Raw genomic sequence first — 26,613 nt, forward strand, 5'->3', positions numbered from 1 at the left:
CAGAGAAAGGTAAGACAACAGAAGCTTCTGCTCGATTCTATATTAGCTCCGCGGATTTAAGTGTTAATGAATTTGCTAATGCGGCTCGAGAACACTGGGCTATCGAAGTTAAACTGCATTGGAAACTCGATACCGCAATGCATGAAGATGCCAGCAGAGTTAGAAGAGAAAATTCTGCAGAAAACTATGCAACGGTGCGTCATACCGCACTTAATCTGCTAAATGCGGACAAAACATTTAAAGCAAGTATCAAGAGAAAACAAAAGAAGGCCAATCGAAATACAGATTACATCGAGCGAGTCCTTACAGGGCAAGGTGCTTCATGATTTCGCCCTGGACTGAAGCTAACCTCGCTGCTAAATCGGTAAGGGTATAGTTTAAATACTGATTACTTTTTAAATTCATACTGTTATCCATGTATGCGGAAATTTGTTTATATAAAACTAGTGTAGTTTAAAACACAAAAAATACTCAAAAGGTAGTAATGTTTATTTTAAGTCAGATGGGAATTACAAATATGATGGAGAGCAAATCCATAGTGTTGACTTCTTAACGAAGTACTTAGTCTTTATTCTATTGAAAATGAGCGGAGAAGAAGAGTGTAAGTATTCGAGATAGATAAGCAGCGAAGCTATCTGGTTGATGATTAACTTTCACAATAACTTTAGCGGCTAAATAATGCTCAGTATAATTTACAAAAATCAATTCAACTTGATACACGGCCTCAAGTACAGTGCGCCCCTCTTTATCTCGGGCATCAACGATTATTGCACCGCCACCAGCAGTCCCTAATTTAGCACTCGGTAATTGGAATGATGCCTGTGGAATTTCTTGTCCGGTTGTGGCATTGAAGGTAGACATAGGCTGGCTATTTAATTTAACCTGCCAATTGATCTGCTTCATTTTAAGCTGCTCAAACTTATTCTGAGGGATAATGGCTTTGATGGACACTTTATTCAGGTCAATAACATAACCTAAAATATCTCCTTTACGATAAAAACGACCTGGCATATCCAGAGCTTTGGGGATAGATATCACTCCGGCTAATTTACTCTTTACAGCTAAGCTATCAATTCCAACTTGTATATCCGCTAAAGTTGCTTGTGCATGTTGAATTTCTAATTTGAGAACCTGAGTTGCCGAAGGCCCTTCCATAAATGCTTGATTTTCTCGAATTTCAAGTTCCGCTATTTGTGCTTTAATTAATTGCTTTTTAGTTACTAATTCTGGGTTTTCAAGCTCAAATAAAATATCCCCGACCTTCACTTGCTCATTATTATTTTTCAATACTGCTTTCATAAAACCGTCACTTTTCACTCGTATTGAAGCGGCTTCTGGTAAGGTTGCGATCCCTTCAATATGTGAGCTCCAATGTAAAGGATAAAAAAACAACAACGAAAACAATAAAATGATCGGTAAAGTCGTTAAGGTTAATCGCTTAAATCGACCGTGCTCTTTGGCTAACATAAATAAGGTTTTAAGCGCGGAAAAAGTGGGTAATAAAAGTTGCTGCAACAAGTACCATAAAGCTAATATAACACCAATAATAAAATAATGACTGGCCACAAAAAAAGCGATACTAAAGCTTATGATCAGTTTATAAATACCAGCAGCAATCCCATAAAAAAGAAACCATGAGCGTTCTCCATCAGCAGTTATTGGGGAAGGGTTGGGTAAAGTATGACGATCCAATCCTAATAGAAAACGCTGACACAGATAAGCAAGATATTTACTTGAGCGACTAGCAAGATTGGGAATCTCAATAGCATCAGAAAACACATAATAACCATCAAAACGCAGTAAAGGATTACCGTTAACAAACAGTGTAGAAAGCCCGGCAACAACGGCAATATTAAAGGCAATATCACGCGCAATACCATCATCCATCACAGACCAGCAAAGAATACTCAAAGCGGCCAGTAATAACTCAATAAAAATACCCGCCGCAGCGACCATCATACGTTGATTTTTATCGCTGAATTGATGGCTGGTTGATGCATCGACATAGGGAACGGGCATAAATACAATAAACAATACCCCCATATCATGGACTTCGCCCCCCCAATATTTAGTTGAAATTGCGTGCCCTAGCTCATGAAAAAATTTAACCAATGGGTATAACAGCCAGATGAGAACTAGATTTTGAGGCCCCATAAAGCGTACCGAAAAATGCTCAGCCAATGCTTGCCAATGACCTACAGCAACACTGCTACCCAACATAATTAAGCATGCGCTTAATATCAATACCCAGCGATTAAATACACCTGCAAATAAAGGCGTTATCTTCTCAAGCCAAAGGTCAGGATCCCACAACGATAACTTAAATGATAAAGGGCGCGACCAAATACGCATTTTTTGTTGCCGTTGATGTTGACTATAACGTTGATAAAGATCCTCTACAGAAACAGAAATGTCACCTTGCAGTAAACCTTTTAGCTGAAGCGTAGCAATGACGTTAATAATATCGATGTGTTCAAGCGCCTGCTCCCCCTCGAGGTCAAGACAATGTTGATAGGCTTGTTCAATACTATGTGAGCCGTCAAGGCATTGAATAAACTGAAACACCAATTCAGTACAACGAAAATGCGAACTCGACAGCGTATCTGCAACAATATGCCATATTCGTTGACGATACACATGTTGGTAAAAAGTCACATGCGACCGAAGTTTAGGTTTAAGCTGGGCAATTGAATCCCATGTCTGTTGGTCAACTATCATGGTTTAAGGCGTCCATGACCAAAACCACAAACGTAACCAGTCAGTTAAACGGTGCAGTCCTATCCAAGCTAGACTTTTTTGACCCACTTCTATTTTTCCTAACCCAGCCATGCCAGGACGTAATAATATAGCGTTAGGCAAATGCGAAGAGGAAAGGCTGGCTTCGGTTCGATACCAAGTGTAATCCCCTTCTTGCTCATAGACGATAGCCACTTGCTCGATAGTTAACGGTATCGAATGATTAGGGTAAGCAGTTAACATCAATGAACCTTTTTGCCCTGTTTGCAAGTATGCGATATCACGTTCATGAATTTTTAATACTACACGGTAATCATCTAGTGGGGCGACCTCAAAAAGTACCTGCCCTTGTTCAACGGGCGCACCTAATGAACGAGATAAATCCCCCTCAATAATAATGCCAGATAATGGAGAAAGTAACTTGGCGCGCTGTAGACGACTATCAGCCTGAGCAATATGAATGTCTGCTTGGGCGATTTGGGCTTTAATGATGCGTGATTTAGCATGGCTTAATGTCGCAAGTTCCTGTCGATATTGCTTTTGATATTCTTCTTTTTTACTCAACCAACCGCGCTTTTCTAACTGTAAAGGACGATCGTCCAGTTGAGCCAATAGCGTCCCCTTTTGTACTTGTTCTCCTGCACGCGAAAAAGCGCTGTCGATATACCCGTCAAATGGGGCAACCACCGCTCGCTGTATACGCCCCTCAAGCGTTGCCTCGGAACTAACTCTGAAATCCTTATCAACAACAAAGGTCATCAACAATAACAAAATCACACCAACCGATAAGGGTAATTTACCAAACCTACCTTGATTCATTCGCGTTAAGTAAGCACGGGAGCGCCCCATTATGTGCTCAGGAATACTTTGACTACCGCGCTGATGTAACCCTACTAAGGGCCCTAACAAGCGAGCTAACAGAGTAAGCTCAGTTAAATATTTAGAAGCCATAAGCTCGTTATTAGCATTATCATCTATTGCGTGTTGATCAAGCGGTTCTATGTTGGATAGCTTTTGGGTAGACAGCTTTTTGGTAGAAACGGCTTTGGCAGTTAGTTCGTTAGTAGAAACCGATAACGTTGGGTCTTCTTGAGCTTCTGATTGAAATTCACATAATAATATCGCAATCGTTTGTTCATTATTTTTAAGCGGTATAGATATTAAGGCGTTATTCTCATGTTGTAAGAGTAATCGCTGATGTTCTGGATAATCAATAAGATCTTCAACCTCAGCACTTAGAAAATATCGCCCTTCAGCGCTATCTTTCATTTCCATCATCGCCTGTTGTAAACCAACAACTAGGTTACTACGCTGATCAAAATGAGCACTGTGCGATAACGCTTTTACTTCAACGTCATTGCCATTAACAATACCCAATGAAACTCGATCAAATAGCCAACAACGTGAAACTTCATTGACTAATGTCATGTTAGCTTGTTGCGTTTCAGAACAAGACAAAATCGCCTGAATAATCGCTAAATAATTTAAAGGGGTTTGCTTAGTCTGGTCTTGATTACTTTTCTCTGGCTTTTCTTTTAATGCATCCTGTGATGGTCTGACTGTATCGCCTGTTTTTTTAATATTGTTTAATAATAATTGTAACCAACTTTGCCCCCATTTCAGCATCTGTAACAACACCGCTTGTTGAGTGATTTTAGCTTCGACCTCAAGGATCACTGCACCAGATGAATCAGCACAAAAGGACAGCGGATAAGCGATGATCAGTGTGTCATTAGATTTTTTAGAAGTGTTGTTATCAGCAGGCAACTGTTTACCCATGGTCACCACTGGCGATAATTGTACTTTCAATAAAGGTAAACTCTGCAATAACCTATCGCAATCAATCGATGAGTTCGGCCAGTACGCTATCGGTTTAGCATCACTACCTTCATGCAAATGCTTAACAACTATCGATGCCTGAACATTTGGAATCATCAAACACAGTTGTTCAAGCCAATTTTGAACTATCACTTATATCAACTTCCTGTAGATAAATTTATGTTCGCAGTGACGAACTAAAGTGCATAGCCATTTGACTGGCCTCGAAAGAGTGAGCAAAAAATATTCAGAATAAAATATCAATACAGAACAATCGTTAAATAAAAGGTTTAATATTTAGAAAATAGGTAAATGTCTATACCGAAACACCGCATTTAATACTCAAATAGGGTTAATAAAAGAGAGTATATACCCGTTATCATTCAAGGTGTAAAAATCTAAGCATTTATACAATAAGCGATATCAGCATAGACCATTGAAAGCGATTGCATCATGGGTGAAGAAAATATAGTGCTAGATAGTATCTACTTTCAAATAGTTAACAATTCGAAAGTAGTATTAATAAATGTCTAATATCACTTTTACAGTAACATCAATAAAAATGTATTGTGATTAAAGGCCATAATCACGCTCTACTTTTGAAATACGTACTTTAAAACTATCGTACCAAGATTTACGCCCTGATTTTTGGGCTTGTAGATGCTCGCTGTTAGCTTTCCAGTTTTTAATTGCCTCTAAATCCCTCCAGTAAGAGACGGTAATTCCTACCTCTTCTCTTGCTGATTCAATTCCTAAAAAGCCAGGTTGCTGCTGAGCAAGTTCAACCATCCTATCAGCCATCTCTACATAACCGTCCTCTTTTTCAGTCCGAATAGAAGTAAAAATTACTGCGTAATAAGGCGGGGTAGGTGTATTCGCGATTGCTGACATAATGGCTCCAGAGAATTAAATGTACGCATTAAAAACATACAATAAGAGTGGAAAAATAAATATTTTGTTATCTTATATCTCCTTGGGTAGTGACATAATGACTAATCAAGACACGCTTTTATTCGTTTTACGATCAATACTGCCTAAGTCTTTATCTGGGGGGATAACATCTCTGACCAACTGCTTTAATTCGGTTATTTCGGGGAAGCCACCTTCTCCGGATAATAATGACACCTCATCTAACTCGTTTTCAAAAGTGCTTAGTAACCTTGGGTCATCCACGATGGCTCGCATTAACCAGCGACATTTTTTACAGTATTTAACTTCTATTTTGTGCGTGGGTGTAACGCTCCAAAGAAAGATTCAATCATTGAAAATAAGTAATACTTCAACATCAAGTTTATTGATTGAATTTAAGGAATAAGTCACCAATAGTATCGTTCAGTCAGCGGATTAAACCTTGAAACACCTACTTTCTTTGTCTCATTTACTCACTGAAATAGAGCGTCGGAATAATGCCAAACTAGCAGATAAGAAAATCGCCCCAAGGCCAATAATAATCAGTAGCTCAGACCAAATAATATTCAACCCTGCTCCTCGAAAAGCGACCGCTTGAAAGAAAGCCATATAATGACGAGAAGGAAAAAACCAAGTTAAAGGTTGTATGATCATCGGTTGGCTTTCAATCGGAGTCAATCCCCCCGAAAGCATCATAATAGGCATGATCACCATCATCAGTAATAATGCAAACTGCGCCATTGTTCGTGCAATCGTCCCCAAAAAAATGCCAATAGCAGCGGAAGCAAATAGGTAGATCCCCGTTCCGCCAAGCAATAACCATCGTGAGCCTGCAACCGGTACATCGAGTAGACCTTCGACAACAAACAACATCGATAACATGAACGCGACAAGTATAATTAACCCATTGGCCCAGACTTTGGCAATCGCAATTTGAAATGAAGTTAACGGCATAACCAAGAGATGTTCGATAGTCCCATGTTCACGCTCACGCAATAAAGCAGCCCCAGTCAATATAATGGTCAGCAAGGTTATTTGATTAAGTAACGCATTAATTGCACCAAACCACATCCCCGTACCATTGGGATTAAAAGCACGTCGCTGAACCAGTGTCACAGGGTAAGTAGTGGCCTTATCGGAACGATTTACAAAATAATTTACCTCGCTAGTCACGATACTCTGAATATAGCTATTACCAAGACTTGCCTGCGAGACAGCAGTGGCATCAATATCTATTTGCACACTGGGTTGATTGCCTTCTCGCACCTGTTTTTCAAAATCAGGTGGAATACTCACCACAAACATAAAGCGGTCGTGATCCATGGATTGATCAACTTGATCTGGGCTAATTAACACGGGTACTTTAAAATAAGGAGGATAAAGTGCACTGGCAATACTGCGAGAGAGTTCAGAGTGATCTTCATCAACAATCGCAACCGATGCATTATTTACCGACTCACTCATCGCAGTAGCCTGCGAATAGATGTCTAACGTAAATGCAAATACGATAAATCCAACCACAAAAACATCAGCAAAAACACTACGCAGCTCTTTAACTCCAAGCCAGAAGATATTAATCCAAACTTTGAACATTTAGGTCTCCTGTTTTTTCAAAATAGCAGCTGCAATTAGTAAAAATATCGGTCCGAAAAGGGTCAATATAAGCAAGTCGCTGATTAGGTCAGAGAAGCCTAACCCTTTGGTGAAGGCAGCGACGCTCAAATGCATATAATAGGTTGCAGGCCAAATAGAGCCAATGAAATTACCAGCCCCTTCTAAGGTGGAGGTCGGTTGAATCATTCCCGAAAACTGAATCGTCGGCATCAATGACAAAATAGAGGTCGCAAATATGGCGGCAACTTGAGATTTAGTCAGAGAAGAAATGAGCAACCCAAAACTGGTCGAAGCGCAAACATACAAAAAAGCACCTAACGTTAATCCCAATAAACTTCCTTTTAAAGGGACCTGTAACAGAAAGACAACTAGCAGCGTCAAAACCACAAAATTAACCATTCCTATCGCAATATAAGGAAGTTGCTTACCAATCAAATATTCAAACCGATTGGTTGGAGTAACATAAAAGTTGGTAATTGTTCCAATCTCTTTTTCTCGCGAAATGCTAACGGCCATCAAGATCGCCGGGAATAAAAGTAATAACAGAGCAGGTGTTTTAGGGCCAATTGAATAGATAGTTTCAAAGGACGGGTTATAACGATAACGAGATTCGATTAAAACATGTGAAGCAGCACTCGCGTCAATACCCGCATTGGTTGCCAGTGTTGTAAGATAATGAAGGTGGCTGCCAGCCACATAACCGGCGATAGTACTTGCACGGGTGGTATTCGCACCGTCTATCCATGTGGATATGGTTGTATTTTCACCCTTTTTAAGATTACGTCCAAAGTTCGGAGGTATTTCAATAGCAAGAGTAATATCATTAGACTTTAAGCGCTGTTCAAGTTGGTCTTTGCTGTATAAGACAGGTTGCTCGAGAAAATATCGTGAGCCTTCAAAATTACTTAAATATTGCCGACTTTCAGGTGAATGATCCAAGTCTAGTGCCGCATAACGTAAATCTTCAACATCGAGAGAAACACCATAAGCAATAACGACTAGTAAAATCGCACTCCCAAAAAAGGCAAAGGCTAAACGCACTGAGTCTCGCATCACTTCCATTGTTTCAAGATAACTGTAAGCCAAAAGGCGTTTAAGGCTAAACTGAGGAGTAGCAGACAAGCCCTTTTTTGATTTTGTATTAGATGTTGTATTTGATGCAATACTGACTAAGTGAGAAGGCACTTCCGTTGTGTTAGAATTTTTATCGGCTGTTTCAGCAATACCTTCCTCAATATAACTAATAAAAGCAGCTTCTAGAGAAGCCACCCCCTTCGCTTCAATTAAATGTTGTGGAGTGTCACAAACAAGCACTTGGCCTGCATTCATTAATGAAATTCGATCACAACGTAATGCTTCATTCATAAAATGTGTTGAAATAAAAATAGTAACTTTATCGTGGCGGGATAATTCAACTAATAGTTGCCAAAAACTATCCCTTGCAACGGGATCCACACCCGAGGTTGGTTCATCGAGGATCAGCATTTCAGGCTCATGAATAACCGCGACCGCAAGGGAAAGACGTTGACGCATACCAAGTGGGAGCGATGAAGCAAGGGAGTTCATTTGCTTACGTAAATCAAAACGATCCACCAAGGTAGTAATACGCTCAATAGTTTTTTCAGCACTGAGATGAAATAGGCGAGCATGTAATGTTAAATTTTGCTCAACGGTTAACTCGCCGTAAAGTGAAAAGGCTTGTGACATAAAACCTACACGATGCCTGACCGCTAAGTCATTCGCATCGACTCGTTTACCAAACAAGAAAGCTTCTCCCTCTGAAACGGGCAACAAGCCGGTTAACATTTTCATGGTGGTCGTTTTTCCACACCCATTCGATCCAAGAAAACCAAAAATCTCGCCAACCTGAATTTCAAAACTAACATTATTAACGGCAACAAAATCACCAAAACGTCGTGTTAATCCCTGCGCTTTAATGGCTGCAACGCCTTGTGCGTTATCTAAAGGAGGGATCACCAGTTTGCTCGCTTTACCACGTTTTTCTTTCGGTAATAAACAAACAAATGCAGCCTCGATATCTTTTGCGCCTGTTTTAGCTTTTAGTGCCAGTGGAGTCCCCGTATCAAGAATTTTTCCATCATCCATGGCTACTAACCAATCAAAACCTTCCGCTTCATCCATATAGGCAGTGGAAACAAGTACACTCATAGTGGGACGTTCACTACGAATATCTGTAATTAACTGCCAAAACTGGCGTCGAGAAAGTGGATCAACCCCCGTGGTTGGTTCGTCTAATATCAATAAATCAGGGTCGTGGATAAGTGCACAACAAAGCCCTAATTTTTGTTTCATCCCACCTGAGAGTTTACCCGCAGGTCGAGATAAGAAAGCACCAAGCCCCGTTGCTTTAGTGAGCCTGTCGATCCGCGTTTTGCGTTCAATACTGCCTTGCCCAAAAAGCTTACCAAAAAAATCAAGATTCTCCTCAACACTCAGCTCAGCATAAAGATTTTTTCCAAGCCCCTGTGGCATATAAGCAATGCGCGGACCGACACTGTTTCGATGTTGCACAGAGGACATATCGCCACCAAGTACTTCGAGGTGACCTAGCTGCAACTTACGAGCGCCTGAAATCAACCCCATCAAGGTAGACTTACCTACACCATCGGGCCCAAGTAACCCAACCATTAAGCCCGCAGGTATATCTAGTGTGAGATCATTAACAGCAGATCTATTTTTATAGCAATGTGTTATCCCCTTAAGACAAATAACGGGATGATTTTGCGCAACCATAATGACTCCATCAATTCACAACTAATTGACATTTATTTTTGTGGTAAATCAACATTTACTGTAGTTGTCAAATCAACATTTGCGGGTAATTTCTGAAGAAACTCAGGCCATATTGATGGCGCTTCGCCGGGTAATGTAGTCAATCGAATATAAGCAACGCCACGAATACCCGTTTTCACCCGTTCAATGTAATTTAAGACCAATTGTTCAGGGACCCGTACTTTGACACGAAACATTAGCTTTTCTCGTTCACTTTGTGTTTCAACCTGTTTAGGGGTAAATTGCGCCTCCGGTGAAACAAAACTCACGGTTGCAGGAATAGCAACATCAAGCACATCTAACTTAATTCTAGCTTCGGCACCAATGGCAATACGATGGGCTTGCGCGGTGGGCAAAAAAACCTCCATATAAACATCAGCAAGATTGATCAGCGTCAGCACTTTGCCACCACTGCCTAACACTTCACCGGGTTCTGAAAGACGATATAACACTCGACCAATCGTTGGTGAAATCAGTGTTGCATCATCAAGTTGGGTTTGAATTTCAGTGACATTTGCATTGGCAGCATCGACATTACGTTGTCGTGAAATAAGCATCGCTTGAGCAGCATCTAGATTTGCTTTAGCCACCGACACATTACTGACCCTAAGGTCATAATTTTCTTTGCTGGTATGACCTTTATCAATCAACGCTTTAACACGAGCAAGCTCTTGTTTTGCAAGAAGCTGTTGAGCTTTGTTCATTGAGATCGATGCTTGCGCGGAAGCAACAAGGCTTTTAGCACTCGCGACATCGGCTTCTGCACGAAGTTTCTGAGCATATAATTGAGCAGTATCAATCTGAGCCAGCGTTTGTTCTGCTTGAACAAGATCCCCTTCTTTGACCAGCACCGTTTTAACACGCCCTGCAATTTTAGTGGATATATCAACCTGAACGGCTTCAATTCGTCCATTACCCACCGCAAAATCAGAGGCTAATTGTGGCGTTTGAAATGATTGCCACAACCACCAGCCTGATATAACGATCACTACTAATACAGAGCCACTTATTACTTGTTTCACACTTTTATTCATGTGCTATAACCCCGCTATGTTTTTGTTCTTCATTGTCTCTGAATTGTAGCCTTCTCATCGCTAAATAAAAACCAATACGCTCACAAATAAAAATATAAATTTCATTTTAATTTTATGTGTTTACAAGCATTAATTGAAGAGGATAATAGGAAATTAACAGCCCTAAATAAATATACAAAATAAGAAAAAAAGATCCAAAAAATTGAGCGCCGAGTACTTATTGACTATTTTAAATATCGATCTATTAATACACTTTTATTGATAACGGACATAACAAAATGATTGATAAAATTTGAATAATTAGGCATGGCCTCAAGTGCAGAGCAATAGCAAAATAATAGAAAAACAATAGCGAAGTAATATTAAGATACTGCTAGATTGTTTATCTGAATGGGTAGGTAATAAAAACGCAGCGTCTATCGAAAAATCAACCATAAACAAAAAATATTATCGGTTAAACTTACTATGACAATCTCGTCTAAACGAGCTTATACTTATTTGAACTAATAATTGCTATTAACAGCAGTATAAGTTGTCGCTTTTAACAAGTCAGTGTCCAATATTAATTTATGAAGTACAGTTGGTTTTCCTGTTTTCAGAGAGGATCTCATTCTATCTCTGGCTTGGTTCGTATCGACAGGCCAATAATGATCATTTTCATACACCTCTAAGCTTGGCCATTGCGCATAGGCGATAAATTTTCCGTTCTCTGAATGATGTAACCTTGAGCCAAGACTACCAAAGTGCTGATAAATCAATTCCGTTGTTTCAGCCCATGCCGCTTTAAATTGATCTTCCATACCATCAATAACATCAAACTCTAGAATCACTGCTAACATCGAACTTCCTTTTAATACTTACTATCTCGGAGTCATTAAAAGACTTAACTTAATTGTAACTACTCAGCACTCATTAAAACTGAGTGCTTTTTACCAAAATAAAAACGTAAATGCTCAGGGCTAAGCTATTTATGCTTAGTTCAAGGCGAAAAAGCGCAGTTTAGTGGTTTAAATGAGCATTTTTCAACGAAGAAATAGGCTTAAATAGCGACGGCCTGAGTAGTTACACTTAATTAACCTCAGTTATGGGTAAGCAAAGCGATACAACACCGCTATTTCCGCGGATTTTTTCGTTAAATTATCTTTCAATAACCAGTTATCGCTTCAATAATTCGCTTTGAGCTACGCAAAACTAACGGCGCTGTATAGTCAAAAAATATAATTTTATGATTTTAAATATAATTCTGCTTTCATTAACCAGAATTGAGGTTAGTTAAAAGAGGGTTTATCCACGCACTATTCAAAAAATTAAATAAATCAGTTAGAAAAAGTGATTCCTTTGTTGTGGGTCTAAATAAGTCCAAGCAATAAAGCGGCTTATTTTATGCCCCTGAGACATCTCAATCACTTTCACTTGTTGAGGATTATGCTTTTCCAGTGCTTTTTTCAAAGGGTTCACATTTTCACTTTTAGAAAGTAAACAAGTGAACCAACCAACTTGCTCTTTGATCTGCGCACTTTCAGTGATCATCTGTTTCACAAAAGCAATTTCACCACCAGCACAACTTAACTCATGCGCTTGCCCAGAAAAATTTAAGTCAGCATCATTGTTAATTGTTTTATTCGCGTTAGACAGTGCATGCTTACCAAGATTTTTTTGTTTTAATAAACTACCTGCAGCTGCTGCCTGCATTGAGGTATGAAAAGGAGGGTTACACATAGAAAAAGCAAACTTATCCGACTTCTTCACCACATCTAATAAAATCTGTTGTGCGTTTTTTTGTTCACGAATGGTAATTTTTTTACTGATATTTTTGTTCGCATTGACTAACAAGGTCGCCGTTTTCACGGCCAACTTATCAATATCAACGCCGACAAAAGACCAATCGTAACTACGACTGCCTAGAATAGGATAAATACAGTTTGCACCACAGCCTATGTCTAATCCTTTAATATGAGAACCAGTAGGAATGCCTCCTACAAGGTCTTCACTTAATAAATCAGCAATGTAATGTACATAATCAACTCGGCCAGGAATAGGCGGACATAAATAACCCGGGGGTATTTGCCAAAAATCAATTTGATAAAAATGCGTTAATAATGCTTTATTCAACAATAAGACAGTTTGAGCATCACTAAAGTTGATACTTAAGTCGCCTTTAGGGTTTTGTATTAAACAAGCTGCGAGTTCAGGGCATGACTTAACCAAAGCCGTAAAATCATATCGACCGATATGCTTATTACGAGGATGTAACGCCCCTTTACTGATTTTATTCTTTTTCACTTTCATCCTATTTCACTGCTATCATTTTTATCACGGAGCCTGTATCAAATTAAAAGTCAGTGCCATGCTCAACTAGTTCTCCGTGGATATCTAACACTTTTCTTTGATATTCAAATTTAACCATTTGATAATCAAAATGAGGGGCAAACCAAGCGATAAACGTACGATCTTTCTTTCGGGTTTGTTGTACTCGATATACTTCCATTTCCCCGAACTTAGTTTTAATCACTTCCGTCCCTTTTAGCTGGAAGAAATAATGGGCAATATCGTCAGATGTTTGCATATAAAACTCGAAATCCGTTTGTCCTTTTTTTAACCCTTCCCCAATTTGTAAGGTCACGGTATTAAAGTCAACAATGGGTCCTTCTTGGTTTGAGTATTCAGCGCTTTCCCCATTATTTACAACTTCTGAATGATGGCCTGTTGGGTCAAATTTAGCGGTCATTTCGACCGTACTAAAGCCAACACTTTCTCTAACAAATGAACGACTTAAAAATAGTTTTTTTGTGTCGTCCCAAACAATGTCTGATTGTTGGCTACCACCAAATGAAAAATATAAAAAAGAAAAATCAGCAACTGAATTAACCGCAACATTTTTTCCTTTCCAACGGTACTCTTGAGTCATGTCACCAATCGATATACTTTTATAATAAACATCATAAACATAACGGTGGTTACTATTAGCGGCTGCTGAATCAGTTCCACTATTTATTTCAACATCAATAGATGCATCAGTAGCGGCGCTTACTTGTTGTGCAGACACGTCATTTGCTGTCGCAAAAACAGAGTGAGTTAGTAAAAATAAACTGGATAAAACAATCTTAAGTTGAATATTAGTCAATAGAATTGACTCCTTTAATAGTATTTATAATGGCAAATAAACCATTGGCTCTAGATGGACTCAAATGATTTAACAACCCTAATTGAGCAAATAGATCCTGATAATCAATATCCTCTATTTGCTGTTTGGTTTTCCCATGAAAAATTAACCAAATAATTTTCATTAACCCTTTGACCACGCGAGTGTCACTGTCCATTTTGAAATCATAAACGCCATTTTCTTCGATGATCACTAACCACGCTAAACTCTCACAACCTTTTACTTGATGTTGTTCTAATTTTAGCTGTTCAGGAAAAGCATCTAATTTTTTACCTAATTGAATAATAAGCCGATATTGTGCATCCCAACTTTTATTATGAGAAAATGCTTCCTGTAACTGCTCGACATTAGTTATTGGTGTTAATTGTTGCACTTTAGTTCCCTACTTTTGCTTTCATATAGTCGGAGAACAAAACTAATGCCCCGCTACTGCCTGTTAATTCTGCACTTTTATTATTGTCTTTCCCAACCCATGTGGTGACCACTTCATCTTTATCAAACCCGACAAACCAGCTATCGTTAAGATTATTAGTGGTTCCCGTTTTACCAGCAAAGTCTTGTCCGGGATTGCGCCAACGTAAACTGCGAGCGGTCCCCTCAGTAGTCACTTTATGTAACGCATTAGATAATTGTGACACCGATTGTGATGAAAATATTTGCTGCGCATGTTGACTACGTTGATAAACTACCTCACCTTGACTCGATACGATAGAACGAATCATTGTTAACGGTTTATACACTCCTTTCATGCTAATCGGTTGATACATCTGCGCGACTTGAAAAGGAGATAATGACACACTGCCTAACACTAAAGATGGATAAGCAGGTATTTTTTCATTAACCCCCATTTTATGCAAACTATCAATAACATTGCCTAAGCCTACTTGCATGCCTAGGTTTACGGTCGGGACATTCAATGAGTGCACTAGCGCATACTCCACGGTCACTTCTCCACGGAATTTTCTATCGTAATTTTTAGGGCGCCAGCGTTGGCCGGTGCTATTTTTGAGGATAATCGCCTTGTCATTTAATGTATCAGTTAATGCATAACCTTGATCTAGTGCCGTTAAATAAACTGCTGGTTTAACCAAAGAACCAATTGGTCGACTTGCGTCTAATGCACGATTAAAACCACTAAACTTAACATTCTTTCCGGAAACAATCGCACGTACTTCAGCATATTCGCGGTCAGTGATAACCATCGCCCCCTGTAAGTCGTGTTGCCCCTCTTTTTGTACTTTTGGCACCCCGTTTTGTATCGCTATTTCTGCATTTTTTTGTGCTAAAGGAGAAATTGATGTAAAGATCGATAAACCACTTTTTTTACGTACACTTGCTGGCACATCACTTTGCAACTCTCGGTTTAACAAACTCACAAAAGCTGGATTTGCACGGTTATTTAACGCCTTCGCATTACTTAGATTAAGGTTTCCCTTGGCGGCTATTCGATATTGTGCGGTATTAATATAGTTATGTTCAAGCATTAAACGTAACACTAAATCTCGACGCGCCAGTGCTCGTTCAGGGTTCCTTCTTGGGTTGTAGTAGGAAGGACCTTTGATAATTGCCACCAATAATGCAATTTGCTCAACGCGTAACTCATCAACGGGACGTGCAAAATAAAAGTCGCTAGCTAGCTCGATGCCATAAATACCCGTCGCACCATTTTGCGCTAAATACACTTCATTTAAGTAAGCTTCTAATATTTTGTCTTTACTGTATTTATGATCAATTAACACCGCCATATACGCTTCTTGAAACTTACGCCATAAGCTACGCTCTTGTGATAGAAACAGGTTTTTTGCTAATTGCTGCGTTAATGTACTACCTCCTTGTACCGTTCTCCCCGCTTTAAAATTCACAATAAACGCGCGTAAGATGGCAAAAGGTGAGACACCTTGATGATGATAAAAATTACGATCTTCCATTAATAGCAATGTATTAATAAAGAGATCTGGTATTTTCTCAAAAGGTACAAAGACTCTGTCTTGAATTTGCTTGCTATTCAGCCTGTCTAATAACAAAGGATCTAAATGAAATTGTTGTAGATGGCTTTGCTGTCTTGTTTTAAGGCTACTCACCCCTTGCCAATTGAAGCTCACCTCGGCTAATTGAGCAGGCTCTGATTTATCAGGAAAATCGAATGCACGACGATAAATAATGACACGGTTACCCGCCGTTGAGAACTGACCGGGGCTTTGTACTCTTTTCACTGCACGATAATTCAGTAATTTTAGTTCACTGACCAAGGCGTGTTGAGTTAATGGCGATGCAACCTGTAATGTGAGAGGGCGTGCATATAATGCAGCAGGCAGAGTCCATGTAGATCCATCTAAACGACGCTCTATTTTTTTATCAAAATAGATCCCGCAAATAATAATAAAGGCAATAAAAGCGAGACTCGCTTTCCATGTAATTGACCATAACCCTCTAAAAAAACGTTGTTTAAAGGAAGGTGTCTGCGATTTACTCGTACTTTTTTTAGTATTTTTTCTTGCTGTGGGTTTACGAGTTGTTTTGGGGTTTTTAGCTGTACTTTTTTCCCCGCTTTCTTTTTTAGCGCCTTGTTTGAGTTTACCTTTTGTCGTTTCTTTCGGTTTGCTCTTAGCGCTTTCATTTTTAGGTGTTTTTGCCATAACAGATTTAGTTAACTCATTTTTTAATAAATTTTAGGTATGTATTAGCCATGTTAAGCATGATCAGCGCGCACCATAACATTATCTAGATAAATGTTTTTTAGTTTTACGTGTTGCTAATGCATTCGCGGGGTCGTCGGGCCAAAAATGTTTTGGGTAACGCCCCTTCATCTCTTTTTGTACTTCTTTGTAAGCGCCAGACCAAAATGAATGCAAATTTTGAGTCACTTGTAATGGTTTCATCGCCGGTGATAACAAGGCTAATTGAATCTCGATGCGCCCATCGAAAATACTCGGTGTTTGTGCCTGACCATATAATTCCTGCATTTTAACCGACAATAACGGAATTTGTTGCTCTCGATATTGTAATTTAATCGCCGAGCCCGTAGCCACGGTAATCGTTTGTGGAAACTGTACCTCTAATTTTTGTTGCTGTAACCAAGTTAAACGAGATAATAACGCAGCTTTCAAATCAATTTTTTTAAATTGTTCAGGTTGTGTAATACCAGTGCAAAAAGGGGCTAGCCATAACTCTAATTGTTCAATTAATGCCGCCTCACTGAAGTCTACGACGTCTTTTTCGCTTGCCAACTTATACTGATCAGTTGCATAACGTAAACGGATTAATAAGGCTTTATTCGCATCACTCCAATGTAAAATAGACAGTCCTGCTTGCCTTAAACCATTGAGTAATGCACTTAACTTTTGTTGCTTCGATACCTTAGCAAGTGGTAAACGGCTAATTGTAATTTTACCTAACATCAAGCGTTGCTCAGCAATCAATTTATTTTCTTTTAACGACCAACATAAGTAATCAACAGACATTAAGTAATGTGGAAGGTAAGCTTTTATGGTCTCTAAATTGATACTACATGCTTTAAAAATAAGGCTATTAGTTTTTTGTTCCGACAGCGCGAGATCTGCAACCACCAGCATTTTTTCATTTAATAATGCAGAATGATTAACTAAACACGCACCGGCTCCATTACTCAGTAAATAGTCAAGAGATTGCCCGTTACCACGGCTCATTGCAATACGATCGGGAAAAGCAATCGCTAATAGCAGCCCACAATATTGCATTGGTAAACTGCTAGGCATTTTCTGCGAACATTTTTTAAGCAATATTTGATATTGTTTTTTCACCTGATAAGAAACAGAATTTAACTGTGCTTCAATATCATCGTTACCTTTTTCATTTGCTTCTAAAAATGCGGCGATTAAACAGCCCAATGCCACCACCCCAGGCTGCTTTAAGTTGCTTTCTAATGTTTTAGCGGTGATCAGCATATGTCCTAATCGAGGTGTTAAGGCAAGATCAATGATCTGCTCACCATGGGCAGTACAACGACCACGAGAATCTATTGCGTTAATACTTTGCAATAACTGTAGCGCGACCTGAATATTATTTTCGTTGGGCTGGGTTAAAAAAGGTAATTGTTGAGGATGAGTAACTCCCCAGGCACTTACTTCAAGCATTAAAGCCGTTAATTCACTTTGTAATATAGGAGCTTCATTTTGTGTCCTTAAACGCTTTTCTTTAGCCCAAAGTCGATAGCAGGTGCCCGCACTTAAACGCCCGGCTCGACCCGCGCGTTGAGTAGCGCTTGCCTCGCTGATGGTCTGGCTTCTCAACTTGCCAATCCCCGTTTGAGCTTGAAAGTGAAAACTACGCTCAACACCGGAGTCAACCACTACAGTAATGCCATCAATGGTTAAACTGGTTTCTGCAATATTAGTCGAGACCACTATTTTACGCATATTATTAGGGGGGGATTGAATCGCTAATTGCTGCTCATCTAAACTTAATTTACCGTATAAAGGGGCTAATAAAATGGGTAGCTGTTGAGTATCAATCCAATGTTGTAAATCTCGGCAACAGCGAAGAATTTCTTTTACCCCTGCAACGAACACCAACATATTGCCCGCTTGTTGCTGATAAGCCATTTTAATTAATGCGACTAATGCTTGTTGCTGAGCAATGCTTCCTTCCTGCCCTGTAACAGGTTGATAAACATACTCAATAGGGTAACTCCGCCCTTCACAACTGACGTAAGCCGCAGCGGGTAAATGTTGTTGTAATGCTTGATTGTCTAGAGTTGCAGACATCACCAATAAGGTTAAATCTTCACGCAAACTTGCCTGGGCATCTAAACATAAAGCCAAGCCTAAATCAGCTTGCAGATTTCGCTCATGAAACTCATCAAAGATTACTAAATCAATTCCCGTTAGTTCAGGATCCTGCTGCAATAATCGAATCAAAATACCTTCAGTAACGATTTCAAGCTGTGTCTCAGCACTAACCTTAGATTCACCACGTAATCGATATCCAACTTGCTGGCCAATTGGTTGACCTAATTGTTTAGCAAGATAGTGAGCAATATTTCGCGCCGCTAAACGACGTGGCTCTAACATAATAATTTTGCCGCTAAACCATCGTTGTTTTAACAAAACTAATGGAAGACAGGTAGATTTACCCGCGCCGGGGGGGGCTTGAAGGATCACTTGTGGACACAAATTAAGTTGTTGTTTAAGTTCAGCGAGAACCGCTTGAATAGGTAACATTGAAGATAAAATCCTTTAAAAATATAACAACATGCAAAAGGCAAAACAGCACAGAGAATAATCAAATATGATAAAAAAAAGGTCATAGCGTCACAATTAGTAACTCATTATTTGACTCCGATAGCAATTATTGCTATAGATAGCCGCCGAAAAAAACTGATGTCTCTATGTTAGCAAAGTTTGTTCGACCTACTACTTATATTTATCACCGTTTTGATGCGTCTAAAGCGTATTTACACTGCATCGGAAGAAGGAAAATTTATGCCCGCTAATAAAAGCAAAAAAACACTCGGTATTTTAGCCATTGCTGGAGTAGAGCCATACCAAGAAAAAGCTGGTGAGGAATACATGGGTAAACCTCAACGTGATCATTTCACCAGTATTCTTAAAGCATGGACAACTCAGCTACGCGAAGAAGTCGACCGCACTGTTGATCATATGAAAGATGAAGCATCAAATTTCCCAGATCCTGTTGACCGCGCAACTCAAGAAGAAGAGTTCAGCTTGGAATTACGTGCACGTGATCGTGAACGTCAGTTAATCACTAAAATCGCAAAAACACTGAAAAAAATCGAAGCTGATGATTTCGGTTTTTGTGAATCTTGTGGTGTTGAAATCGGCATTCGCCGTTTAGAAGCACGTCCAACTGCAGATTTATGTATCGACTGTAAAACACTTGCAGAAATAAAAGAAAAACAAAGTATTGGTTAATCCTAGTGATTAAGCGAATTAAAAAACGGTTAGCATTTGCTAGCCGTTTTTGTTTTTAGAGAAAAGAAGTTGTTATTAAAAGAGAACAAAAAATATATTGGGCGATTTGCTCCTTCACCTTCAGGACCATTACATTTTGGCTCTTTAGTGGCTGCGGTTGGCAGTTATTTGCAAGCCAAATCTCAGCAAGGAATTTGGCAAGTTCGTATTGAAGATATCGACCCGCCTCGAGAAATTATCGGTGCTAGTGAAGATATATTACAAACACTCCAAGCTTATGGTTTATTATGGGATGGTGATGTCATTTATCAGCATCAAAGAAGCCAAGCCTATGAAACCGTATTAGCCACATTGACTCAGCAAAACCTCTGCTATGCATGCAGTTGCACACGTAAAATAATCAAGCAACAAGGCGGTTTTTATCAAGGTCAATGTCGAGATAAACAGCACTCCCCGATTGCTAACGCATTACGTATTAACTTGTCATCTATCCGTCATAAAACCACCCATTTTAACGATAAGTTACAAGGCTTGATTGAACTAGATGCCACTCAAGTGGACGATGATTTTATTATTAAACGTAAAGATGGCTTATATGCTTATAATCTTGCCGTGGTGATAGATGATATTGAGCAAGGCGTGACAGAAGTGGTAAGAGGCGCAGACTTAATTAGCACAACCGGTAAACAAATAAACCTTTACCGCCTACTTGATGCTAAAGTGCCCAGTTATATTCATTTACCTTTAGCGGTGACAGCGCCTGGGTTTAAACTATCGAAACAAAACCATGCGACGGCAGTAGATAAAAAAAATCCGGAGCCTACCTTGATACAAGTGTTGGCTTTTTTAGGTCATCCAGTGCCAAAGAACATAGCACAATCGAACTGTGCAGAAATTTTACTATGGGCACAGCAACATTGGTGTTTGAACAATGTGCCTAAGCAGCTAGAAATTCAACTGCCTGTCACGCATTAATAAAGGTCTTTATTAAAGCACTGTAGTGATACATAAAATGCCTACTTTAATAAAGCGAAATACAGAGAAGCAAATTTAATTTGTTTTTAATAACTTGCGCACATAAAATGAGCGCATTATTTTCAGACTAATTCCATCTAAGTAGATGCAAAGGATAGAGCTATTAAACGCTTAAGCAAACTTGTAAAAAAAGTATTTCAAAAGAAAAAAACGCCACAAGCCGCAGTATCGCTTGATCAATATAAGATCCCACGCGCGGAACATTCAATTTCTCGTTCGGATATTGATGAAAATGCTCTGAAGGTTTTGTATCGTTTACATAATGCAGGTTACCGTGCTTTATTGGTTGGCGGTGGTGTGCGTGACTTATTATTAGGCTTAAAACCTAAAGATTTTGATATTACGACAAATGCTACCCCTGAAGAAGTTAAAGTTTTATTTAGAAATTGCCGCTTAATTGGTCGCCGTTTCCGTCTTGCACACATTTTGTTTGGTCGTGAAATCATTGAAGTTGCCACTTTTCGAGGCCATCACGATGAAGCAGAGCAAGACAAACAAAAGGTCAAACAATCACAAGAAGGCATGTTGTTACGCGATAATGTTTATGGATCTTTAGAAGAAGACGCAGAACGTCGTGACTTTACTGTTAATGCCCTATATTACGATATCGCTGATTACTCTTTATATGACTTCTGCGGTGGCATGAACGATTTAGCAAAACGCCGTTTAACCTTAATCGGTGAGGCAGAGGTTCGTTACCGTGAAGATCCTGTGCGTATGTTGCGCGCGATCCGATTTGCAGCAAAATTAGATTTATCGATCAGTGATGAATGTGCTGAGCCTATTCGTCGTTTAGCTTCTTTATTACAAGATATTCCTGCGGCTCGCCATTTTGACGAAGTGATAAAATTGCTGTTATCAGGCCAAGGTTTAGCAACTTATCGATTATTAAAAGAATATAAATTACTAGCGGTTCTCTTCCCTATTTTATTTAAAGATGGCGAAGATGACAAAGCCACTAAAATGATCGAACAAGCTTTAATGGATACTGATAAGCGTATCTCTGAAGGCAAGCGAGTGACCCCTGCTTACATCTATGCCGTAATGTTATGGTACCCGCTTGAGCAACGAGCATTAGAGATGAGCTTTGAAAGTGGCATCGAATTACACGATGCATTTATGTTAGCGATGAATGAAGTGTTAACCATTCAAGTTAAAACCATTGCTATTCCTAAGCGCTTCACAGCAGCTATTCGTGATATTTGGATCTTACAGCATCGTCTACCCCGCTTTGGTGGTAAACGTGCACAGCGTGTTTACGCGCATGAGAAATTCCGAGCGGCCTTTGACTTTTTAGCATTAAGAGCACGTGTTGAACAAAGTCGCGAACTAGCCGAACTAACGGCATGGTGGGAAGAATATCAATTGCACAATAAATTGCCTGAGCACCAATATGCTCGTCAAAATGTCAATAAAGCAAAAGAATACAAACCAGAAGCAAATCAACCCACTAAAAAGCGTCGCTATAGCAAAGCCAAACGCAAACCTGCACCGAGTAAGATCAATGATTAGTTATATTGGTATTGGCAGTAACCAAGCACAGCCAATTGAACAAGCAAAACAAGCCATCACAGCACTTTCTAATATAAAAGACACACAATTACTAACGTGTTCATCTTTATACAGAAGTGCGCCTATGGGCCCACAGGATCAACCAGATTATATCAATGCTGTTGCTAAACTAGAGACAACCCTATCTGCGCTTGAACTACTGGACGCACTGCAGCTCATTGAGCAAGAACAAGGACGAGAGCGCAAAGCATTGCGTTGGGGACCACGCACCTTAGATTTAGATATTCTTTTGTATGCCGATCAAGTGATAGAAAACGAGCGCTTAACCGTCCCTCATTATGGAATGAAAGAGCGTGAGTTTGTGCTTTACCCACTATTTGAAATAGCGCCAACATTAAAAATGCCCAATGGCACTTCTTTGATCGAGATACTTAAACATTGTGATAAAAATGGTTTGACCGCTATTACAGGTTGAATTAATTAATCACCTCAGTAAAATCATGCAACCATTCCCCCACTGCTAGTTAGGAGCAATAATGGCTAAAGTAAACGTTTCGCGTTTAGCTAAAATGAAACAAGAGCAAGAAAAAATTACTTGTATCACCGCATATGATGCGAGTTTTGCAGCTATTTTTGATCAAGCAGGTATTCAAGTTTTATTAGTAGGTGACTCATTAGGCATGGTATTACAAGGGCATGACTCTACCTTACCAGTGACTGTAGAGCATATTGCCTATCACACATCAGCCGTGGCTAGTACAACAGAGAAATCTTTAATCATTGCCGACTTACCGTTTATGTCTTACGCAACACCAGAACAAACTTATACCAATGCAGCAACGTTAATGCGTGCAGGTGCCAATATGGTCAAGCTTGAAGGTGGCACTTGGTTAACAGCATCTGTAAAAGGTTTGATCGAACGCGGTATTCCTGTTTGTGGGCATTTAGGGTTAACACCGCAATCAGTGAATGTTTTTGGTGGTTATAAAGTCCAAGGCAGAGCCAATGAACAGGCAGATAAATTACTTGAAGATGCCCTCGCATTACAAACAGCAGGCATTCAACTGTTAGTGCTTGAATGTGTACCTGTTGCTTTAGCTGAGCGAGTGACTAAAGCGTTACATATTCCTGTTATCGGCATTGGCGCAGGAACTGAAACAGACGGTCAAATATTAGTAATGCACGATGCCTTTGGTATCTCAGCTGGTTTTTGTCCTAAATTTTCTAAAAACTTTTTAGTAGAGACCGGTGATATTCGTCGTGCTGTTGTGCTCTATAAAGAACAAGTAGAAAATAAAATTTTCCCAGGCGCTGAGCATAGCTTTTATTAACGCCAACTACCGCTATTATTAGCAACTTTTTTTGTTAAGAGTTAACCATGCAAATAATTAAAGATCCGACTTTACTGCGTAATGAAATAAAAAAAATGAAGCAGCAAGGTGCTCAAGTTGGTTTTGTACCTACCATGGGCAATTTACATCAAGGACACTTAACCCTTGTTAAAGAAGCTCAACAGCATGCCAATGTTACTGTTGTCAGTATTTTTGTTAACCCAATGCAGTTTAACAATGCAAATGACCTTGCTAACTATCCTAAAACATTAGATGCCGATTGTGCCAAGCTTGAACAAGCTGGGGTTGATATTGTATTTATCCCTTCTGCGCAGGCCATTTATCCAAATGGACTAAATTCACAAACGGTTGTTGAAGTACCTGGTATTTCGGATTGTTTAGAGGGTGAATTACGTCCAGGACATTTTCGCGGTGTAAGCACCATTGTTGCTAAACTATTTAATTTAGTACAACCCGATATTGCCTGCTTTGGAGAAAAAGATTTTCAACAACTGTGTGTAATAAAGCAAATGGTTATTGATTTAGCTATGCCTATTGAAATTATTGCAGTTGCTACCGTTAGAGAAACTTCGGGTTTAGCGATGAGTTCTCGCAATAATAAGTTATCAGTCGATCAAAAAATAATTGCACCAAAAATTTCAGAAGTGATGCATGACCTTGGACAAAAAGTACAAGTAACCCCTGAAAATAGTAAGCAATTGATTGAAGATGCAAGCCTATCTTTAAACAAAGTAGGCTTTAAAACTGATAAAATTCATGTGGTTGACCCACTTACATTGGCACCTTTAAACTCAGACAGTAAACAAGCTGTGGTGTTAATGGCCGCTTTCTTAGGAGAGACTCGCTTAATTGATAACTTAGTTGTTAATTTGCACCAATAAAGTTTTTACTTTATAGTCGCCCCTGTTGAAAAAATAAACATTTTAAATTTTTTAGAATCAAAGGTTTTGTATGAAAAAGACACTGCTAACAGGCAAATTGCACCAAGCGCGCGTTACCCATGCTGAATTAAACTACGAGGGTTCATGTGCAATCGATCAAGACCTCCTAGAGCAATCGGGTATTTTAGAATACGAACAGATTGAAATTTACAATATTGATAATGGCGCTCGTTTTTCAACGTATGCAATCGTTGGTGAACGTGGTTCAAAAATAATTTCTGTTAACGGTGCTGCAGCGCGTCAAGCTGCTGTAGGTGACCGTGTGATTATCTGTACTTACGCAAGTTTTGAAGCTGAAGAAATTAAAGGCCATAAACCAAGCCTAGTATATTTAGATAAAGATAATAACATTGTTCGTACAAGTAAAGATGTTCCAATCCAAGTAGCGTAGTCAACACTCAAATGCTCGACTAGATTGCAAAAGCCGCTCATATTTATTATTAGCGGCTTTTTTGTTTCTCTCCTCCCTGATAACGTCACATAACAAATACATTCCCATCTATTTTTAATCATTGATTGTTACTATAAGCCATTAATATTAAATGTTAGGAATTATCTGTGTTTCTTTTAGAGAATAATTTAGCACAACAAATCGTTGACCGTACAATGAAAATTATTGGGAACAATATTAATGTAATGAGTCATAGAGGCGTTATTATCGGCAGCGGAGACCCATTACGTATTGGTCAAACTCACGATGCAGCTTTACTCGCATTACAACATTCAACTACCATCGAGGTCACCAAAGAAAGTAGCCTTTCTCTAAAAGGAGTATTACCAGGTATCAACCTCGTCTTACAAGTTAATGGGCAAGTCATTGGTGTAGTCGGGATCACTGGCGATCCTGATGAATGTAGAAAATATGCTGATTTAGTTAAAATGACAGCGGAAATGATAGTAGAACATGCCGGCTTAACAGAGCAATTACAATGGGATAGAAGACATAGAGAAGAGTTTATAACTACTTGGATCAATGCAAAAACAAATGACCCCAAATTATTAGGTTGGGCAAAAAAAATTGATATCGATATTTCTGCTCCTCGTATTGCCGTCTTGATCCGCTTTCGAGAAACTCACCAACCTATTAGTTTGCAAGGTATACGTAAGATAGTTGAATTATTAGAATATCCGATACGAGATAATCTTGTCGCCGTTGTCTCCCTTAATGAAATAGTGGTATTAAAACCAGCAACGTTTTCCCATGGCCAATGGGATTGCCATGATGAAAATAGACGTATAGATTCATTATTTGCACGCTTAAAAGAATACGAGATAACAGATGTTGATATCGCTTTAGGGCATTATTTTGATGGTGAGGGGGCTATTGCACGTTCCTATGAAAGTGCACAACTAACATTAGAATGGGGACTAATACATCAGCCAGAAAGACATAAACATCTTTATGAAGAACTCCGCTTGCCTGTATTGCTTTCACCATTACATAAAAGTTGGCAGGGTGCTCACTTATGTCAACCTTATCAAGTATTGGTACAAGAAGATAAAAATGGACAGCTGGCCAAAACACTCATTGCTTTATTTCAACATCGCTCTTTAACGGAATGTGCAAACAGCCTATATATCCATAGAAATACATTACGATACCGAATAAATCGTATTCACAGCATTACTAATGTTGATCCGGAAACAGTAAGCGGTTTATTAGAGCTATATCTAGGATATTTACTCGAAAGGTGAAATAGAACCAATACTATTGTGCAATTGCACAAAGTAACCATCGATTTGTAATAAAAATTTGTCACCAAAGCCTAAAGACTTTAGTTGATTGAAGCTCAATAA

General features: G+C 39.2%; 22 protein-coding genes. 9 read left to right on the forward strand and 13 right to left on the reverse strand.

Features of this window, described 5'->3' with window-relative positions; translation table 11 throughout:
- Nucleotides 1-326 (forward strand): ISAs1 family transposase (locus tag H592_RS0109005; RefSeq protein ID WP_028868488.1); only part of this gene is annotated, 326 nt, incomplete at its 5' end.
- Nucleotides 327-573: 247 nt separating this feature from the next.
- On the opposite strand, the gene H592_RS0109010 is transcribed toward H592_RS0109005, so the two are convergent.
- From H592_RS0109010 to hrpB, 13 genes are all read right to left on the reverse strand, one after another.
- A complete protein-coding gene (locus H592_RS0109010) occupies nucleotides 574-2,718 on the reverse strand; it encodes a site-2 protease family protein (protein WP_028868489.1) in 2,145 nt (714 codons plus the stop codon).
- A gap of 3 nt (nucleotides 2,719-2,721) precedes the next feature.
- A complete protein-coding gene (locus H592_RS23255) occupies nucleotides 2,722-4,707 on the reverse strand; it encodes an efflux RND transporter periplasmic adaptor subunit (protein ID WP_051369102.1) in 1,986 nt (661 codons plus the stop codon).
- A 420-nt stretch (nucleotides 4,708-5,127) separates the two neighbouring features.
- Nucleotides 5,128-5,445 carry an antibiotic biosynthesis monooxygenase family protein gene (locus H592_RS0109020; RefSeq protein WP_028868490.1) on the reverse strand — a complete coding sequence of 106 codons (318 nt, stop codon included), beginning with the start codon at nucleotides 5,443-5,445 and terminating at the stop codon, nucleotides 5,128-5,130.
- A 105-nt stretch (nucleotides 5,446-5,550) separates the two neighbouring features.
- The gene (locus tag H592_RS23605) at nucleotides 5,551-5,808 is read right to left on the reverse strand and encodes an Rdx family protein (protein WP_028868491.1); all 258 of its coding nucleotides are present in this window, start codon (nucleotides 5,806-5,808) and stop codon (nucleotides 5,551-5,553) included.
- 120 nt (nucleotides 5,809-5,928) lie between these two features.
- On the reverse strand, nucleotides 5,929-7,056 hold the full coding sequence (locus tag H592_RS0109030) for an ABC transporter permease (protein WP_028868492.1): 1,128 nt from the start codon (nucleotides 7,054-7,056) through the stop codon (nucleotides 5,929-5,931).
- Nucleotides 7,057-9,831: a ribosome-associated ATPase/putative transporter RbbA gene (rbbA, locus tag H592_RS0109035; RefSeq protein ID WP_028868493.1), complete on the reverse strand. Its 2,775-nt coding sequence runs from the start codon at nucleotides 9,829-9,831 to the stop codon at nucleotides 7,057-7,059. It lies immediately after the preceding gene.
- 32 nt (nucleotides 9,832-9,863) lie between these two features.
- Nucleotides 9,864-10,904, reverse strand: a complete 1,041-nt coding sequence (locus H592_RS21890; RefSeq protein ID WP_051369103.1) for an HlyD family secretion protein — start codon at nucleotides 10,902-10,904, stop codon at nucleotides 9,864-9,866.
- Nucleotides 10,905-11,407: 503 nt separating this feature from the next.
- Complete coding sequence (locus tag H592_RS0109045; RefSeq protein WP_028868494.1) at nucleotides 11,408-11,743, reverse strand: antibiotic biosynthesis monooxygenase family protein; 336 nt, start codon at nucleotides 11,741-11,743, stop codon at nucleotides 11,408-11,410.
- A gap of 481 nt (nucleotides 11,744-12,224) precedes the next feature.
- Nucleotides 12,225-13,187 (reverse strand): 23S rRNA (adenine(1618)-N(6))-methyltransferase RlmF, encoded by a 963-nt coding sequence (rlmF, locus tag H592_RS0109050; RefSeq protein ID WP_245600394.1) that lies wholly within the window; start codon nucleotides 13,185-13,187, stop codon nucleotides 12,225-12,227.
- 49 nt (nucleotides 13,188-13,236) lie between these two features.
- A complete protein-coding gene (locus H592_RS21895) occupies nucleotides 13,237-14,028 on the reverse strand; it encodes a DUF3108 domain-containing protein (protein WP_051369104.1) in 792 nt (263 codons plus the stop codon).
- Complete coding sequence (locus H592_RS21900; RefSeq protein ID WP_037071435.1) at nucleotides 14,021-14,440, reverse strand: SufE family protein; 420 nt, start codon at nucleotides 14,438-14,440, stop codon at nucleotides 14,021-14,023. The genes H592_RS21895 and H592_RS21900 overlap by 8 nt, the downstream gene beginning before the upstream one ends.
- Before the next feature lies 1 nt (nucleotide 14,441).
- Complete coding sequence (gene mrcB, locus H592_RS21905; RefSeq protein WP_084296248.1) at nucleotides 14,442-16,703, reverse strand: penicillin-binding protein 1B; 2,262 nt, start codon at nucleotides 16,701-16,703, stop codon at nucleotides 14,442-14,444.
- An 81-nt stretch (nucleotides 16,704-16,784) separates the two neighbouring features.
- On the reverse strand, nucleotides 16,785-19,265 hold the full coding sequence (gene hrpB, locus H592_RS0109070; RefSeq protein ID WP_037071438.1) for an ATP-dependent helicase HrpB: 2,481 nt from the start codon (nucleotides 19,263-19,265) through the stop codon (nucleotides 16,785-16,787).
- Nucleotides 19,266-19,526: 261 nt separating this feature from the next.
- Between hrpB and dksA the strand changes: the two genes are divergently transcribed.
- The 8 genes from dksA to H592_RS0109110 all read left to right on the forward strand — a co-directional run bounded on the left by dksA (nucleotide 19,527) and on the right by H592_RS0109110 (nucleotide 26,511).
- Complete coding sequence (dksA, locus tag H592_RS0109075; protein WP_028868497.1) at nucleotides 19,527-19,976, forward strand: RNA polymerase-binding protein DksA; 450 nt, start codon at nucleotides 19,527-19,529, stop codon at nucleotides 19,974-19,976.
- A gap of 36 nt (nucleotides 19,977-20,012) precedes the next feature.
- Nucleotides 20,013-20,951, forward strand: a complete 939-nt coding sequence (gluQRS, locus tag H592_RS0109080; RefSeq protein ID WP_245600395.1) for a tRNA glutamyl-Q(34) synthetase GluQRS — start codon at nucleotides 20,013-20,015, stop codon at nucleotides 20,949-20,951.
- Nucleotides 20,952-21,197: 246 nt separating this feature from the next.
- Nucleotides 21,198-22,523 carry a polynucleotide adenylyltransferase PcnB gene (pcnB, locus tag H592_RS0109085; protein ID WP_037071439.1) on the forward strand — a complete coding sequence of 442 codons (1,326 nt, stop codon included), beginning with the start codon at nucleotides 21,198-21,200 and terminating at the stop codon, nucleotides 22,521-22,523.
- Nucleotides 22,516-22,998, forward strand: coding sequence for a 2-amino-4-hydroxy-6-hydroxymethyldihydropteridine diphosphokinase (folK, locus tag H592_RS0109090; RefSeq protein WP_028868500.1), 483 nt, complete (start codon nucleotides 22,516-22,518; stop codon nucleotides 22,996-22,998). The genes pcnB and folK overlap by 8 nt, the downstream gene beginning before the upstream one ends.
- 61 nt (nucleotides 22,999-23,059) lie before the next feature.
- Nucleotides 23,060-23,854, forward strand: a complete 795-nt coding sequence (gene panB, locus H592_RS0109095) for a 3-methyl-2-oxobutanoate hydroxymethyltransferase (RefSeq protein WP_028868501.1) — start codon at nucleotides 23,060-23,062, stop codon at nucleotides 23,852-23,854.
- 47 nt (nucleotides 23,855-23,901) lie between these two features.
- Nucleotides 23,902-24,756, forward strand: a complete 855-nt coding sequence (gene panC / locus H592_RS0109100; protein WP_028868502.1) for a pantoate--beta-alanine ligase — start codon at nucleotides 23,902-23,904, stop codon at nucleotides 24,754-24,756.
- 70 nt (nucleotides 24,757-24,826) lie between these two features.
- Entirely contained in the window at nucleotides 24,827-25,207 is a 381-nt protein-coding gene (panD, locus tag H592_RS0109105; protein WP_028868503.1) for an aspartate 1-decarboxylase, read from the forward strand.
- Nucleotides 25,208-25,374: 167 nt separating this feature from the next.
- Complete coding sequence (locus H592_RS0109110; protein WP_028868504.1) at nucleotides 25,375-26,511, forward strand: sugar diacid recognition domain-containing protein; 1,137 nt, start codon at nucleotides 25,375-25,377, stop codon at nucleotides 26,509-26,511.
- Nucleotides 26,512-26,613: the final 102 nt, after the last annotated feature.

It is taken from the genome of Psychromonas arctica DSM 14288, assembly GCF_000482725.1.
Classification (GTDB): Bacteria; Pseudomonadota; Gammaproteobacteria; order Enterobacterales; family Psychromonadaceae; genus Psychromonas; species Psychromonas arctica.